Annotated in this window: 16 protein-coding genes and 2 pseudogenes; 8 read left to right on the forward strand and 10 right to left on the reverse strand. The window is 72.0% G+C overall.

The window, feature by feature from the left end:
* Positions 1-80 precede the first annotated feature (80 nt).
* Positions 81-776 (forward strand): response regulator transcription factor, encoded by a 696-nt coding sequence (locus ABZ453_RS13270; RefSeq protein WP_359014584.1) that lies wholly within the window; start codon positions 81-83, stop codon positions 774-776.
* A gap of 158 nt (positions 777-934) precedes the next feature.
* Here ABZ453_RS13270 and ABZ453_RS13275 read toward each other — a convergent pair whose 3' ends face one another.
* The 4 genes from ABZ453_RS13275 to ABZ453_RS13290 form a co-directional block, all read right to left on the reverse strand.
* On the reverse strand, positions 935-1972 hold the full coding sequence (locus ABZ453_RS13275) for a L,D-transpeptidase (RefSeq protein WP_359014586.1): 1038 nt from the start codon (positions 1970-1972) through the stop codon (positions 935-937).
* Positions 1973-2111: 139 nt separating this feature from the next.
* Positions 2112-2258, reverse strand: a complete 147-nt coding sequence (locus tag ABZ453_RS13280; RefSeq protein ID WP_359014588.1) for a hypothetical protein — start codon at positions 2256-2258, stop codon at positions 2112-2114.
* Positions 2258-3193 carry a pyridoxamine 5'-phosphate oxidase family protein gene (locus tag ABZ453_RS13285; protein WP_359014590.1) on the reverse strand — a complete coding sequence of 312 codons (936 nt, stop codon included), beginning with the start codon at positions 3191-3193 and terminating at the stop codon, positions 2258-2260. The genes ABZ453_RS13280 and ABZ453_RS13285 overlap by 1 nt, the downstream gene beginning before the upstream one ends.
* Entirely contained in the window at positions 3190-3828 is a 639-nt protein-coding gene (locus ABZ453_RS13290; RefSeq protein ID WP_359014592.1) for a hemerythrin domain-containing protein, read from the reverse strand. Before ABZ453_RS13290 ends, ABZ453_RS13285 begins: the two co-directional genes overlap by 4 nt.
* 235 nt (positions 3829-4063) lie before the next feature.
* Between ABZ453_RS13290 and ABZ453_RS13295 the strand changes: the two are divergent.
* The 3 genes and pseudogenes from ABZ453_RS13295 to ABZ453_RS13305 all read left to right on the forward strand — a co-directional run.
* Positions 4064-4768: pseudogene (locus ABZ453_RS13295) on the forward strand (BTAD domain-containing putative transcriptional regulator); the annotation flags it as partial.
* Positions 4769-4808: 40 nt separating this feature from the next.
* Positions 4809-5231, forward strand: coding sequence for a hypothetical protein (locus ABZ453_RS13300; protein WP_359014780.1), 423 nt, complete (start codon positions 4809-4811; stop codon positions 5229-5231).
* Positions 5186-5545 carry a hypothetical protein gene (locus ABZ453_RS13305; protein WP_359014782.1) on the forward strand — a complete coding sequence of 120 codons (360 nt, stop codon included), beginning with the start codon at positions 5186-5188 and terminating at the stop codon, positions 5543-5545. Before ABZ453_RS13300 ends, ABZ453_RS13305 begins: the two co-directional genes overlap by 46 nt.
* Positions 5546-5570: 25 nt before the next feature.
* Here the strand turns inward: ABZ453_RS13305 and ABZ453_RS13310 are convergent, their stop codons facing one another.
* Positions 5571-7367 (reverse strand): HAMP domain-containing sensor histidine kinase, encoded by a 1797-nt coding sequence (locus tag ABZ453_RS13310; protein ID WP_359014594.1) that lies wholly within the window; start codon positions 7365-7367, stop codon positions 5571-5573.
* Entirely contained in the window at positions 7357-8055 is a 699-nt protein-coding gene (locus ABZ453_RS13315; protein WP_359014596.1) for a response regulator transcription factor, read from the reverse strand. The genes ABZ453_RS13310 and ABZ453_RS13315 overlap by 11 nt, the downstream gene beginning before the upstream one ends.
* 92 nt (positions 8056-8147) lie before the next feature.
* Here ABZ453_RS13315 and ABZ453_RS13320 point away from each other — a divergent pair, with 92 nt between their 5' ends.
* From ABZ453_RS13320 to ABZ453_RS13335, 4 genes are read left to right on the forward strand one after another with little or no spacing between them, the layout of a single operon-like run.
* Positions 8148-8696, forward strand: coding sequence for a hypothetical protein (locus ABZ453_RS13320; RefSeq protein ID WP_359014598.1), 549 nt, complete (start codon positions 8148-8150; stop codon positions 8694-8696).
* Positions 8683-9927 (forward strand): hypothetical protein, encoded by a 1245-nt coding sequence (locus tag ABZ453_RS13325; protein WP_359014600.1) that lies wholly within the window; start codon positions 8683-8685, stop codon positions 9925-9927. The genes ABZ453_RS13320 and ABZ453_RS13325 overlap by 14 nt, the downstream gene beginning before the upstream one ends.
* Entirely contained in the window at positions 9924-10634 is a 711-nt protein-coding gene (locus ABZ453_RS13330; RefSeq protein ID WP_133041173.1) for an ABC transporter ATP-binding protein, read from the forward strand. The genes ABZ453_RS13325 and ABZ453_RS13330 overlap by 4 nt, the downstream gene beginning before the upstream one ends.
* Complete coding sequence (locus ABZ453_RS13335; RefSeq protein ID WP_359014602.1) at positions 10631-11869, forward strand: ABC transporter permease; 1239 nt, start codon at positions 10631-10633, stop codon at positions 11867-11869. Before ABZ453_RS13330 ends, ABZ453_RS13335 begins: the two co-directional genes overlap by 4 nt.
* Before the next feature lie 167 nt (positions 11870-12036).
* On the opposite strand, the pseudogene ABZ453_RS13340 reads toward ABZ453_RS13335, so the two are convergent.
* From ABZ453_RS13340 to ABZ453_RS13355, 4 genes and pseudogenes are all read right to left on the reverse strand, one after another.
* Positions 12037-12327 (reverse strand): annotated as a pseudogene (locus ABZ453_RS13340) (hypothetical protein); the annotation flags it as partial.
* A gap of 29 nt (positions 12328-12356) precedes the next feature.
* Positions 12357-12998 carry a dihydroxyacetone kinase subunit DhaL gene (gene dhaL / locus ABZ453_RS13345; RefSeq protein WP_359014604.1) on the reverse strand — a complete coding sequence of 214 codons (642 nt, stop codon included), beginning with the start codon at positions 12996-12998 and terminating at the stop codon, positions 12357-12359.
* A 124-nt stretch (positions 12999-13122) separates the two neighbouring features.
* Positions 13123-14121 (reverse strand): dihydroxyacetone kinase subunit DhaK, encoded by a 999-nt coding sequence (gene dhaK / locus ABZ453_RS13350; protein ID WP_359014606.1) that lies wholly within the window; start codon positions 14119-14121, stop codon positions 13123-13125.
* Positions 14118-14894, reverse strand: a complete 777-nt coding sequence (locus tag ABZ453_RS13355) for an aquaporin (protein WP_359014608.1) — start codon at positions 14892-14894, stop codon at positions 14118-14120. The genes dhaK and ABZ453_RS13355 overlap by 4 nt, the downstream gene beginning before the upstream one ends.
* Positions 14895-15005 lie beyond the last annotated feature (111 nt).

Consider the following 15005-nt stretch of genomic DNA (forward strand, 5'->3'; position numbering starts at 1 on the left):
CGGACCGCAACAGCCCCGCCTGTGTGATCATCGTGTAACAGCGTCGCGCTCGGTCGACGGGCGGCGCCGATACTGAGCGCATGCCTCGTGTGCTCCTCGTCGAAGACGATCCCGGTGTCCGCGAAGGGGCCCAACTGGCCCTGCGCCGCCAGGGGCACGACGTCGCCGCTGCCGCCACCGGGGAGGAGGGGCTGGACCGGCTCCGGGCGTTCCGGCCGCACGTCGTGGTGCTCGATCTGATGCTGCCGGGGATGACCGGGCTGGAGGTGTGCCGACGGATCCGCGCCGACAGCCAGGTGCCGATCATCATGGTGACCGCGATGGGCGACGACGTGGACATCGTGGTCGGACTCGAGACCGGGGCGGACGACTATGTCGTCAAACCCGTCCAGGCCCGGGTGCTCGAGGCCAGGATCCGCGCCGTCCTGCGCCGCCTCGACACGGGACCGTCACCAGGCGGTCGTGGCCCGACGACCGAGACGTACGGCGAGCTCCGCATCGACCGGGCCGGGCTCAGCGTCACCTGCGCGGGCACCGAAGTCCCGCTGGCACCCTCCGAGTTACGGCTGCTGCTGTCCCTGTCGGCCTCCCCCGGCCGCGTGTTCAGTCGCCAGCAACTCCTGGAAGCCGTCTGGGAACACGGCTACCACGGTGACGTCCGGCTGGTGGACGCCTGCGTCAAACGCCTGCGGACCAAGCTGGGCGAACCCCCGCGGCAACCGCGCTACGTGCAGACCGTCCGGGGGTTCGGCTACCGGTTCAACAGCCCCCGGTGACAGCGCGGGTGCCGCGGCGCGGCAGCTGGTCTGCACGGTCGCCGAGGCCCGCCTGGTCGACGACCCGGAGGCGGTGGCCACCGGGGTGACCGTGGTCCTCACCGGACCCGACGGGGGGCACGTGCGCGGGAGCGGCGGCGGCTGCTCCCGCTGAGGCCTCAGGAGGCGATGGTCGTCGCCTGGCCGGTGCCGCTGTTCTGCAGCCACTGCGACCAGGACAGGTTGAAGTCCGCGTAACCGTTGTCGCCGGCGGCCTTGCCGCGGGGAGAGCCGGTGATGGTGATCGGGTCGCCCTGTTTGACGAAGTCGTAGAACCACTTGGCGTCCGACAGCGACAGATGCACGCAGCCGTGCGAGCCCTCGCCGTGCCCCGGATACGGGTCGCCGGTGGAGTAGTGGACGTAGGTGCCGGAGTTGGTGAGGTGAACGTCCCACGGGAGGGTCAGGTCGTAGTAGTTCGGGTCGCCCTTGGTGCAGCTGATGCCGACGCTGCACGAGGTCATGTGGACCTCGGCCTCCTTGTCGATGACCGCCATGGTGCCGTCCCACGAGGGGAACGCCGCGCTGCCCGCGTCGATGGGCAGGGTCTTCACGAGCGTGCCGTCGTGGGTGACCCGCATGGTGTGGCCGGTCACCGACACGGTGGCCTCGTTGTCGTCGCCGATGGTGAAGGCGTGGTGGTAACCGTGCGTGCCGTAGCGGCCGTTGCCGTCGGTGACGCCGGTCAGCTCGGCGTCGACGCTGACCGAGGTGCCCGGCTTCCAGTAGGTCTTCGGCCGGAAGTCGACCCGCGTGTCACTGAACCAGTGCCATGCGCCGATCGTCGGCACCGAGGTCGTGATCTTGAGGGCCTTCTCGATCCCGGCCCGTGCGGAGACGGCGACCGGCTTGCTGAAGACCACGGACACCGGCATCGCCACACCGACGGTGGTGCCGGTGCGCGGGGTGATGGACTCCAGGAGCATCGGCGGCCCGGCCGGCGTGCTCGGCTTGGCGTGGGCACCGGACTTGCCCGTGGCCGCGGCCGCGTTCGCCGAGGCCGCCTTGCCGTTGGACGTGGTCGCCGGGTGGTTTCCGGTACCGCACGCGCTCGTCCCCACCAGCACCACGCCGGTCAGCAGCGCGATCGAGACGGCCGTCCTGCGCCGGCCCGCGGTCACGCGCTTGTTCCCCCACAGCTGTGCATGCCTGCGCAATTCATCGCTCCTTGGATCGTCCCCCATGTCGAACATCTCATCGCACGCGTTCGCCCGATCCATGACCGATTCGTCTTGACCGTGTAACCGTCGTCCCGTGGGCCACCGGAGCGGAGTGCGCCGCCCATGGCTCGCCGGGTCAGTGGTGGGGTGAGCGCATCACCCGCTGGATCCGGTCCTCGCGGGTGTGCGCCTGCGGCCGGTGGCCGGCTGCCCGTACTGCGGCCAGGGTGGCCGCCGTGGCGACGAGGACGACCACGGTGACCAGGACGACCACGGTGAGCATCAGCGGTCGGCCCGCCGCGGTTCGGCCGTGGCCAGCGCCCGGAACGCCGCCCACCGCACGCGGGGCCGTGGCAGGCCACGGCGTTCCAGATAGCGCGCGGTGGCCCGATGCGTCCGGCGCAGCACCCGCAGCGCGTCACTCGGGCGCCCGGAGCCCATCGGCTCCACCACGGTGCCGGGCACCAGCAGCCAGCCACCGTCGGTCTGCCGCAGCTCTCCGCGGACGAGGGCGTTCCGCATGCTGTTGAGGCGCTCGTCATGCCGGTGCACCAACAGGGAGGCGGGACCGGCCGTCACGGCGACGTCGGCGGGTACCGTCACCGCGAAACCCGCGTCCGTCGCCACGGGCCGGGTCCGGGCGAGTACGGGTGCTCCCGTCCCGTCGCACGCCGCGAGCACCGCGTCCGGGTAGCGGGCGAGTTGCGCGGCCCCGAGCGGGGATGACGCGGGGGAACCGGTGACCGGCCCGGTCGCGGGCAAGGAGGCCGACGGAGGGCGCACCACGGCCTGTTCCGGGGTGACCTTGATGAGCAGGCGCAGGTAGTACCACTCCATCAGCCGTCGGACGCCGGGGGCGAGGTAGGACCGGCTGTGCGGCTGCCGCTCGAAGAGCATCCGCCAGTAGTCCTCGGCTCCTTCCGGCCCCGTCATGATCTCGTCCGGGCAGACGGCCCGGCCGCGGACGAGGATCTGCGGTGCGTGGTCGAGGCCGCTGCCGGTGGGGTCGGACCAGAGCAGGGCCACCCGCCCGTCCCGGCGTACGTTCAGCGCCTTCTGCGCGAAGGCCAGGGACGTGGTCAGCAGCAGCGTGCCGTCGGGCCGACGGCTGACCGCGGCGGGCCAGGCCACCGGTGCGCCGTCCCGGCCGAGCGTGACGAACTCGCAGGTCCGGTAGGCGTCCAGGACGTCGAGGGGGACGGAGTCGAGGGCGGTCACCGGCCCGCCTCCTCGGGCAGCGCGCCGCGCAGGGCACGGCAGGACGCGGCGTACTGCCGTCGGCCGACGGTCTTCCACAGCAGACGGCCGAGGAAGGGGGCCTTGCCGAGGAAGTAGGCGCGCTCCTCCGGCGTCGCGTCCTCGAGGATCGCGCCGACGGCCGTCATCACCTTGTTCCTGGGCAGCTCCTCCAGCCCCCGCCGGCCCAGCACGTCCCACTCGGCGACGGTCAGGTGGGTGGCGACCAGCGGCAGCACCAACCGCTCCTCGTCGTCGAGGTGTTCGAGCAACGCGGTGCGATGCTCGGTCAGCGCCAGGGCCAGTTCCTCCCGGGCCATGGGGTCGGCATCCCGCAGCCACACGGGCAGCCACTCGGCCACGACCGTGAGGCTCCGGTCGATGCGCTGATGCTGTTGCTCCATCCGGTCGACCAAGTCACCGTCCGCGCCCCGGGCGTGCAGCAGTGGCCACACCAACTCGTCCTCCAGGGAGTGGTGATGGTGCAGCCCCATGACGTAGTCGTCCAGGTGGGCCGCGATCCGTGCCGCGCGGGTGGTGTCGCCGTCCGGCACCGCCCGTACCAGTCGGGGCGCGAGCGCCGACTCTCGCCGGAAGACGCGGTGGACGACCACCATCTCGTGGGTGTAAGGCCGTTGGCCGGAAGGGGAGGGAAATGCCGTACTGCGTGACACGCCTGCTTGCTCCAACATCGAGTGCCGTCAGATCCCGCCCACGGTCGCCCGACCGTCTTGGCATCTGCTTGGCATCTGCTTGCCACCACCCTTGGGAAGACCCTTGGGACACCACTGACCAGCGCGTTTAGCGCCTGTTGAACGGCCTGTCCGCGCCGCTCGGGTAGATTCGCGCGGCGTGCCGCGTATTCGAGTCCTCGGCCCCCTGGGCGCCGAGCTCCGGGGGAGGTCCGTCGCCCTGGGAGCTCCCCGGCAGCGGGCCGTTCTCGCGCTGCTGGTCGCGGCCCGCCAGGAGGTGGTGCCCGTCGACCGCATGGTCGACGAGCTGTGGCGCGGGGCGCCCCCGGCCAAGGCCACCGTCTCCCTGCACGCCTACGTGTCGAACCTGCGCCGCCTGCTGGAACCGGAGCGGCGCCCGCGCACCCGCCCGGCCGTCCTGGTCACCTCGCCGCCGGGTTACGCCCTGCGGCTGCCCGCCGAGGCGGTGGACGCCTGGCGGTTCGAGGACCTGGTCTCCCGGGCCCGGAGCACTCCGCCGGACCGGGCCCGGGAGTTGCTGGCCGAGGCACTGCAGTGGTGGCGGGGTCCGGCGTTCCTGGGGCACCGGGACGAGCCGTGGGCCGTGTCCGAGGTGGCCCGGCTGACCGAACTGCACGCTCAAGCACGCGAGTTGGCCGTCGCGGCCGACCTGCGCACCGGACACGCCTCCGAAGCGGTGCTGGCGGCCGGAGTCCTGGTGCGGGACAGCCCGTTGCGGGAGGAGGGCTGGCGGCTGCTCGCCCTCGCCCACTGGGCCTGCGGCCGCCAGGGCGACGCCCTGTCCTGTCTGCGCCGCGCCGCCGCCGTAGTGCGCGAGGAGCTCGGCTGCGACCCCGGACCGGCCCTGGCCGGCCTACCGCTGGGTGTGCGAGCACCTCGACGGCATGAACGCCGCGACCCGCAACGACCCCGCCGGGCTGCGCCGGCACAACGCCGAAGGGCTGGAACTCGCCCTGTGCTACGGCATGGTGTGGGGTCAGGGCATCGCCGCCGCGACCTCGGCGATGCTGGCCGCGGTCACCGGCCGCTTCGACGAGGCCGAGGCCCGCTACGCCGAGGCCGACGGCCTGTTGCGGCGCGTCGGGGCCCACCACGCCACGGGCCCCCGCACCCTGGGCCTGATCACCATCCGTCTCGCGCAGGGGCGGGCGGACGACATCGAACCGGTCGTCCGCGATCTGCACGCGGAGATCGGCACCCGGTCGCCGTCGCCCACGCCCTGGTCCTGGCCCGACTGGGACGGCTCGAGGAGGCGGCGGCGGTGTCCTTCCTGCCGCGCCCGGTCACGGACCACCTCTACGGGATAGAGCTGGACTACCGCTGCGAGGTGGCGGTCCTGCTCGGCGACACGGAGACGGCGGCCATGCTGATCGAGCAGATCCTCCCGATCCGCGACCAGTTCGCCGGGACGGCCGGCGCCGCCTACGCGACCCGCCCCCTGGCCCATGCGCTGGCCGATCTGTACCGGCTCCTCGGGGAGGACCGGGCGGCGGCCGACCACTACGCGCTGGCCGAACGCGTCGCGCTCGCCTGGGAGGCGCCGCACCGCGTCACCGAGGCCCGTCGGGCGGCCGTACGACTGGAGGCGGAACGCAAGCGCCGCCGGACCCTGGGTGTCTGAGTCCCGCCCGGGCGGCGTAGGCGCGTCACGGCCGCCGTGCGTCGGAGACGAGCGGCAGGCGCAGGGTGAAGACCGTTTCCGTGCCCGGGGTGCTGGTCACCGAGACCGTGCCGCCGTGCGCCTCGGTGAGCTGGCGGACGATGGCGAGGCCCAGGCCGCTGCCGCCCGTCTGGCGACTGCGGGACTTGTCGGCGCGCCAGAAGCGGTCGAAGACGCGGGGCAGGTCGTCGGCGGCGATCCCGGTGCCGGTGTCGGCGACCTCGATCAGGACCTCGTCGCCCGCCCGGCGGCAGCGCAGGGTGACGCTGCCGCCGGGAGGAGTGTGCCGGAGGGCGTTGGACAGCAGGTTGCCGACGGCCTGGCGCAGGCGTACGGGATCGGCCGAGAGGGCCGGGGTGTCCTCGACGCGGGCGGTGAGCGTGACGCCGGCGGTCTCGGCCCGGCCGCGGTGGGCCGCGACGACGTGGTCGAGGAGGTCCCGCAGCCGCAGGGGCTCGGGGTGCAGCCGGAAGCGGCCCGCGTCGGCCTGCGCCAGATGCTGGAGGTCGTCGACGATGTGCTGGAGCAGCAGGGCCTCCTCCAGCAGGGAGGCGACGAACGCGTCGTCGGAGACGGCCAGTCCGTCCTGCGCCGCCTCCAGCCAGCTGCGGATCGTGCTGAGCGGGGTGCGCAGTTCATGGGCGACATCGCTGACCATGGCCTTGCGCTGGACCTCCACCCGCTCGCGGCGCTCCGCCAGGTCGTTGAAGGCGGCTGCCAGCCGGCCGATCTCGTCGTGGGTGGTCACCGGTACCCGCAGATGCTGCTGGGCCGGGCGGCGGGCGGCGTCGGTGAGCGCGCGCAGGGGCCGTACCAGGCGGGTGCCGACGGTGACGGTGACGGCCACGGTGAGGACGAGGACGAGCGCGGCGACACCGGCGACCCGGGCCGTGTTGGCCGAGGAGAGGTCGAAACCGGGTGCGGCCGCCGATCCGGCGGGGGTGGCGACGAACAGCAGCGCGGCCGGAGTGACGTACGGGGCGAGCTGCTCGCGACGGGCGGTGTCGATGCACGACTGGACGGCGTCGCCGGCGTTTCCGAGCGGACTGAAGCTGAGATCGACCAGCACGGGGCCCAGGTTCTGGCGTTTCAGGCAGCCGGCCACCAGGGCGTTGAGCTGGTCGAGCGCCCGTTTCTCGGTGCTGGTGGGATCGTCGAGTCGGTAGAGCTGGCACACCTCGCCGACCTTCCGCTGGATCCCGATGTCGCCGCCGAGGACGAGGGCGGGCCTCCCGCTCGGCTCCTCGGTGACTCCGGCGGGGTACCCGGCGCCGCGCAGACAGGACTGCAATTTCCCCACCCGACTGAGCAGTTCCGCACGCTCGGTTCTCGGCAGCCGGTACGGGCCGACCGCCCGCGGGTCGATGCCGTCGGCCTTGACCCCGGGCAGCAGCGCGGGGTCGGCCCGCAGGGGGTCGATCAGCGCCGAGGCCTTGGTGGGGAGGGTGGTCATGGTGCCGGACGCGGCGATGGGCAGACGGTCCTGGGTGGTCAGGGTGATACGGCGGCCGGTCCGTTCGGTCAGCCGTTTCAGGACGGGCCTGACCGCGGTCCAGCCGGTGTGGGTGGCGGCGTAGCCGATGAGCGTGTCGTAGATCTGGGCGTCGTCGGCGAGGACCTGTCCCTGCTCCTGCTGGATGGCGCTGGTGGTGGTGCGCGCGGCGAGCCAGGCGGTGGCCGCGACCGAGCACACGGCGATGGTGATCGACGCGGCCAGCAACCGGACCAGCAGGCTGCGCCGCAACGGCACTCTGCCCCCGGCCCTGCTCCGCTCAGCGTCCACGGCTGCCGTCGCTGAGGCGGTAGCCGACTCCGAACACCGTCTGCAGATAGACCGGCCGGCGGGGTACGGCCTCGATCTTCTTGCGGAGGTTCAACACGTGGACATCGATGGTGCGTTCGGTGATGTAACGGTCGTCCCCGCGCGTGCCGGCCAGGAGCTGGCGCCGGGTGAAGACCCGTTCCGGTTCGGCGGCCATCGTCGCGAGGACGTCGAACTCGCCGGGGGTGCAGGCCACTTGGCGGCCCTCGATCTCGACGGTACGGCGGACGGGGTCCACCGCGAGGGCGCCGACCCGCAGCACCGGGTCGTTCGGGGCGGCGGCCGTCCGGGTCCGCCGGAGCAACGTGCGGACACGGGCCATCAGTTCACGCGGACTGTAGGGCTTGGTCAGGTAGTCGTCGGCGCCGAGGTCCAGGCCGAGCAGCAGATCCTCCTCGGTGCTGCGGGCGGTCAGCATCAGCACCGGCAGATCGCTCTCACGCCGGAGGATCCGGCACACGTCCAGACCGTCGACGACCGGCATCATCACGTCGAGGACCAGCAGGTCGGGCCGGTGGCGGCGGACTTCGTCGAGCGCCGTGCGCCCGTCGTGGACGAGCAGCGCGGTGTGCCCCTCCCGCTCCAGATAGCGGCGGATCACCTCGGCCTGTTTGATGTCGTCCTCGGCCACCAGGACACGGGCGTTCATGGCGGCCAGAGTAGGCACGACGGGATCAGGTCAGACGGCTTTCTGACGGCGTCCTGACAGGATCGTCATAACTTCGGGCCATGGTCTGCGCCATGTTGAAACCCTCCACTCGAGCCGCGGTGTTCACCTCCGTCGGCGCGGCCGGCCTGCTCCTCCTCACCGCGTGCGGGGGCGCCGGCGGAAACGACGACGCGGACAAGGGCGGCAAGGACGAGGTCGCCTCACTGAACACCCCTGCGGCGAAGGGCGGTTCGGCCAGTGCGAGCGCCGATCCCGACGCGGGCCGGCCGCAGATCCGGCTGGACAGCACCCAGGACGACGTCAACCGCATGTGGGACGGCTGGACCTCCTGCCTCGAGGAGCACGGCGTCGACAAGACGTACAAGAGGCACCCGGACGCCCCCGGCGTGAAGGCCTGCGCGGGGAAGCTGCCACTCGATCCGCCGGAGCTGGACCCGGCCAAGAACCCGGACTTCGACGACGACACACGGGCCATGGTGCGGTGCATGAACGAGCACCACATCAAGAGCGTGGTCACGGACCGGGGCTGGGGCCTGGTCGACGGGGCGAGCCTGAACGCCCCCAACTACGACCAGATCATGGTCGCTTGTCAGGTGAAGGCGTTCGGTGACCACCACTGACGACACGGAGGCCGCCCGTCCTGCGAGCGGACGGCGCGGGACACCGGGCAGACGGAGGGTGGTCATCGGGGTGGTGGCCGTGGCGGTCGTCGCGGCGAGCGCGCTGACCGTGACCGCGTGGCAGAACGGCGGCGGGAGGCCGGCCTCCGGCGGCGCCGCCGTACACACCGCGACCGCCGTGGTGACCAGGAGCGACCTCTCCAACGCCCAGACGCTGGACGGAAATCTCGGCTACGGCCGGGCCACCACGGTGAAGGGCGGCAAGAACGGCCTGCTCACCTGGCTGCCTGCGACGGGGGCCACGGTGCGCCGGGGCCGGCCGCTGTACCGGGTGGACAACGTGCCGGTACCGCTCTTCTACGGCGGCACACCGCTGTACCGGACCCTGGAGGCCAGGGACACCACCGGGCCGGACGTGAGGACGGTGGCCGACAACCTCAGGGCACTCGGTTACGACATCGGCGTACAACCCGCGGTGGGCACCTGGGTCACCCCGCGGCACATCACCCCGACGGCCACCGCGAGCCCGTCGAGCGCACCGTCCAGCGCCTCCCCCTCCGCCCCTGTGGCGCCCTCCACCCCCGTCCAGGTCAAACGCGGCGACGGTGTCCTGACCGCCGGTCTCATCGCCGCGATCAAGCGGTGGCAGACCGCGGCCGGCATGCCGGCCACCGGTGTGCTGGGCGTCGGTGACGTCCTGGTGCTGTCCGGTGCCGTACGGGTCGAGGGCGTCCAGGCGCAGCTCGCCGACCCGGCCGACGGGACCCTGATGACGGTCACCTCCACCGCCAAGTCGGTGACCGTCCAGGTGGACCCGGGCGAGGCGGGCTCGATGAAGCGGGGCGACACGGTGACGGTGAGCCTGCCCGACGGCTCCACCGCCCCCGGCACCATCGCCTCCATCGGCGCCACCGTCCGCACGACCGACGCCTCGAACGGCGACGACTCCTCCGGGCAGCCCCGGCTGACCGTCGGCATCGACCTGCGCGACACCGCGGCGGTGCGCGGACTGAACTCCGCCCCGGTACAGGTGAAGTTCACCTCGGAGACCCGCGAGGGCGTGCTCACCGTGCCCATCGGGGCCCTGACGGCGCTGCGCGAGGGCGGCTACGCGGTCCAGTTGCCCGGCGGCCGGCTGGTGGCGGTGAAGACCGGCATGTTCTCCAAGGGCGTGGTGGAGATCAGCGGTGCCGGCATCAGCGCCGGGACCAGGGTGGTGACGACGTCATGAGCGCGCCCCCGGTGCTGGCGGTGCAGGGCGCGAGCATGGTGTACCCGGGCGGGGTCACGGCGCTCCACGACGTCTGGCTGGCCGTCGAACAGGGCGAACTGCTGGGCATCGTGGGCCCGTCCGGGTCCGGCAAGTCGACGCTGCTGAACATCATGGGCACGCTGGACCGGCCGACCAGCGGCACCGTGGAGATCGACGGCCAGGACGTGGCACGGCTCTCCGACCGCAGCCTGTCGGCGTTGCGGGGCCGCCGACTCGGCTTCGTCTTCCAGCAGTTCCACCTCACCGACGGGCTCACCGCCGCCGAGAACGTCGCCACCGGCCTGCTGTACGCCGGGGTGCCGCGCCGCAAACGCCGGCCGCTGGCTCTGGAGGCACTGGACCGGGTGGGGCTGGCCCGCCGGGCCCGTCATCTGCCGCAGCAGCTCTCCGGCGGTGAGCGGCAGCGGGTGGCCATCGCCCGCGCCCTCGTCAACCGGCCCGTCCTGGTGCTCGCGGACGAGCCCACGGGCGCTCTGGACACCGCGAACGGTGTGGCCGTACTGGATCTGCTGACCACGCTGAACCGCGAGGGGACCACCATCGCGGTCATCACCCACGACCGTGACATCGCGGCCCAGTTGCCGCGCCGGGTGGAGATCCGCGACGGCCGCCTGCGCTCCGACACTCGCGTCGACGCCGACGCCCGCATGGAAAGCTGGTCATGACCATCACATCGACGCGGCGGCACGCCACCGGCGGGGTCGGCGACAGCAGGCCGGTGCGGCTGGCGCCGCTGGACATCCTGGGCCTGGGGCTGCTGGGCATCCGTACCCGCAAGATGCGCGCGGCCCTGTCCGCGCTCGGCATCTCGATCGGCATCGCCACCCTGATCGTCGTCACCGGGATCCCGGCGTCCAGTCAGAAAGCGCTGATGAAGGAACTCTCCGCGCTGGGCACCAACATGCTCAAGGCCGTACCCGCCAACCAGGACCCGCCGGTGCTGCTGCCCCCCGAGTCGGTGGACATGGTGCGCCGGATCGGGCCGGTCACGGCGGCCAGCGCGGTGGCCAACACCCATATGGAGGTCTTCCGCAACGACCGTCTGGGCGCCGACGACTACACCGGCCTGACCGTCCTGGCCTCCAGACTCGACCTGCTGCGGACGATCAACGCGCGGGTGGCCTCGGGCCGCTTCCTCACCCCGGCCACGGAGAGGTTCCCCACGGCCGTCCTCGGCTCGGTGGCCGCCTCCCGTCTCGGCATCCCGAGGATCACCACCGGGCGACCCGCCCCGCAGATCTACGTCGAGGGCCACTGGTTCACGGTCATCGGGATCCTCGCCACGACCCCGCTCTCCCCGGACATCGACCGCTCGGTCCTGGTCGGCTGGGACGCGGCGCGCACCCTGCTGAGGTTCGACGGCCACCCGACCGTGCTCTACCTCAAGGCCAGGGAGTCCCAGATCGAGGCCGTACGGGACGTACTGCCGGCCACCATCAATCCCCCGCTGCCCGGTGTGGTCCAGGTCAGCCGCCCGTCCGACGCGCTGGCCGCCAAACGGGCCACCGCGTCCACGTTCTCCGCGCTCTTCCTCGGACTCGCCGGGGTCGCGCTCCTCGTCGGCGGCATCGGAGTCGCCAACACCATGGTCATCTCGGTCCTCGAACGCCGCCGCGAGATCGGCCTGCGCCGGGCCCTGGGCGCCAACCGGGGCCAGATACGCGCCCAGTTCCTCACCGAGTCGGTCGTCCTGTCAGCCCTCGGCGGCCTGACCGGCACCGCCCTGGGCACGCTGGCGACGGTCGCCTACGCCACCCACCAGCACTGGCCACCGGTCATCCCCCTCACCTCGGTGACGGCCGGCCTCACCGGCGCGATCCTGATCGGCATGCTGGCGGGCGTCTACCCGTCCCTGCGAGCGGCCCGCCTGACACCGACGGAGGCTCTGGCGACGACCTAGCCGCGTCCTTCGCCGGCCGCCCCACGGTACGCGTGAACGCGAACGGGAGCGAGTACGTGGTCAGCTTGGAGTCGGTGGTGACGGAGTTCTGGATGGGCAGCAGTTGCGGGTCGTAGGTGATGGTCTGGCGACCGGTCGCCGACTTGAAGGTGAAGTCGTGCGTGGGGTCACCGACGTCCCCGGCCGCGGAGGTGCTGCCGCTCTGCGTGGGTTCCGAGTAGCGCCTGTTCGCGCAGATCGGGGTCCTGCGCGAGGCAGCCGTTGACCTCCGTGATGTCGGCCTGTTCGTCCCAGCCCTGCTCGCGCAGCGAGGCGGACAGGTCGAGCAGGCTGGTGGCGACGGCGTCGAAGGCGTCGGTGATCCGCCGGGCAGGATCGCCGCTGGTGCGATGGGGAAGCAGGGCGGGGGCCGGTGGGCGGTGAGTGCGGTGGAGGAAGCCCAGAGCTGTACCGGATGCGGCCGTACGCCCGGATTAGGCTCGGCGGGTCATCGGGCCTCCACCGTCTCCGCGAGGGCACGGAAGATCAGGGCGGTGGAGGTGGCGCCGGGGTCCTGATGGCCGATGCTGCGGGCACCGAGGTAGGAGGCCCGGCCCTTGCGTGCCTGCATCGGGGTGGTCGCGCGCATGCCCTGCTCGGCGGCGTCCGCCGCGGCCCCGGCCGCCGCGGCGAAGTCCCCGCCGGAGTCGACCTGCCGTTGGAAGGCGGCCACCGCGGGGGCATAGGCATCGACCATGGTCTTGTCGCCGGGCTCTGCCGCGCCGAGCTTCTGGATGCTCTGAAGGCCGGCGGCAAGAGCGGCGGCGAACTGCTGTGAGTCGACGGTTGGCGCCTCCAGCGCCTTGCCCATCGCACGGAACGTGCTGCCGTACAGCGGACCGGACGCGCCTCCGACGCTGGAGATGAGGGTGGTGCCCGCCTTGACCAGGACGGCCCCGACGGTGTCCGGCTCCAGTCCGGCCAGGGCCTTGGTGGCGGCGGAGAAGCCGCGGTGCATGTTGATGCCGTGGTCGGCGTCGCCGATGGCCGAGTCGAGCTGGGTGAGGTGGTCCCTGTGCTGGTCCACGGCGGCTGCGATGGCCTGCACCCAGGTGCGGGCGAGGGCGGTGTCCACGGAGTCTCCGTTCATTTGGTGCCTGGGTTCGCGGTTGGGTGAGCCGGGGGCGGGGACGGATCGCGGGGGTGGGGTCTCGGCCGGCCCGGGGGGTGGTCCCCGGCCCTCGGTGTCGCGCGGCCCCGCCCCCCAGCTCGGTTCAGATGCCCCAGCGCAGTGCCGGGGTGTTCACTGGTGCATCCCACAGGGACAGCATGTCGACATCGGCCTTGCACACGGTGATGGAAACGCCCGCCATGTCCAGGCTGGTCACATAGTTCCCGACGAGGTTGCGAGCGACAACCACTCCGTTGCCCGCGAGTACGGCGGCGACCTCCTTGAAGACCACGTACAGCTCGATGAGGGGCGTGCCACCCAGGCCGTTGACCATGACGATGGTCTCGTCCCCGGCGGCCAGCGGCTGGTCGGCGAGGATCGCCTCCAGGGCAGTGGCTGCGATCTCCTTGGCCGGGCGGAGCTTCTCCCTGCGGCGACCGGGCTCGCCGTGGATGCCGACGCCGACCTCCATCTCGTCCTCGGGCAGATCGAAGCCCGGCTTGCCGGAGGCGGGAGTGGTGCAGGCGGTCAGTGCCACGGCGAAGGACCGGGATGCGGCGTTGACCCGCTTGGCCATCTCGGCGACGGTGGCGAGGTCGGCACCCTGCTCGGCGAGGGAGCCGGCGATCTTCTCGACGAAGACGGTTGCTCCGGTGCCGCGGCGACCGGCGGTGAAGCTGGAGTCCTGGACGGCGACATCATCGTCGACCAGCACGCTCTCCACGGTGATCTCCTCCTCGCCGGCGAGTTCGGCGGCCATCTGGAAGTTGAGTACGTCGCCGGTGTAGTTCTTCACGATGAACAGCACGCCGGCGCCACCGTCGACGGCCTGAGCGGCGGCCAGCATCTGGCCGGGGACCGGGGAAGTGAACACCTCGCCGGGACAGGCGGCGTCCAGCATGCCCAGCCCCACAAAACCGCCGTGCAGGGGCTCATGCCCGGAGCCGCCGCCGGAGACGAGGGCGACCTTGCCCGACCTGGTGCCGCCCGCGCGGGCGATCACCTTGTTCTCCGCGTCGACGGTCAGTTCCTGGTGGGCGGCGGCGATCCCGGCCAGGGCATCGTCCAGCACCGTCTCAGGCGCGTTGATGAGCTTCTTCACGACAGGGCTCCTTCGGCGGTGACAGGCTCAACGTCCCGGTTCTCGGCCGGGGTTGTGGTGGCGGCGCTGCGATGGGTGTTGAGAGCGGTGTAGAAGACGCCGGCAGCGACGGCTCCGAGCACCTCCGCGGCCAGGTAGACGGGCAGCTGATCCCAGTGGACCCGTCCGCCGAACAGCTCTCCAGTGATCATCGGGCCGAGCGTCCTCGCCGGATTGATGGACGCCGCGGTGGCGGGTGCCACCGGGATGATGATCGCGAACACGCCAAGCCCTATGGCCAGGCCCGCGAAACCGCCGGCCGCGCGCCGATCGATGGCCCCGAAGACGACAAAGGCGAGGATGAACGTGCCGACCGCCTCGGCGAAGAAGGCCTGCCCGGCACCAACGCCGGTGCCGTAGGCGGCGATACCGAGGCCGACGTCGACAGCCTTCTTCCCGAGCACTCCGACGATCGCAAGAGCACCCAGCACCGCCCCGGCCACCTGGGCGGCGACATAGCCGGGGACGTCCCGCCAGGGCATCTTCTTCGTGACAGCCAGCGCCAGTGTGATGGCCGGGTTGATCTGGCAGCCGGAGACATGGCCGATCGCATAGACCATGGCGATCACAGCGGTAGCGAAAGCCAGCGAGATCATGCCCAGCTGCGCCATCGTGAACGGTGCGTCGCCGCCGACGATGAGCGTTGCGGGAACCGAACCGACGCCGACGAACACCAGCACCGCGGTGCCCAGCAATTCGGCGAGAAGTTTCTGAGGGTAGGTGTTTTCTTCCATGGACGGCGCCCGGTGCCGAGCTCGGCTCGGGGCGCTCACCTCCTCCGCGTTGAGCAGGCTGTGCGGGTGGCCGCCAGGTGGTCAGGGTCGAGCATCCTGGCGGCCGGCCCA

Origin of the sequence: Streptomyces sp. NPDC005799 (genome assembly GCF_040630525.1) — a bacterium.
Lineage (GTDB): Bacteria > Actinomycetota > Actinomycetes > Streptomycetales > Streptomycetaceae > Streptomyces > Streptomyces griseorubiginosus_B.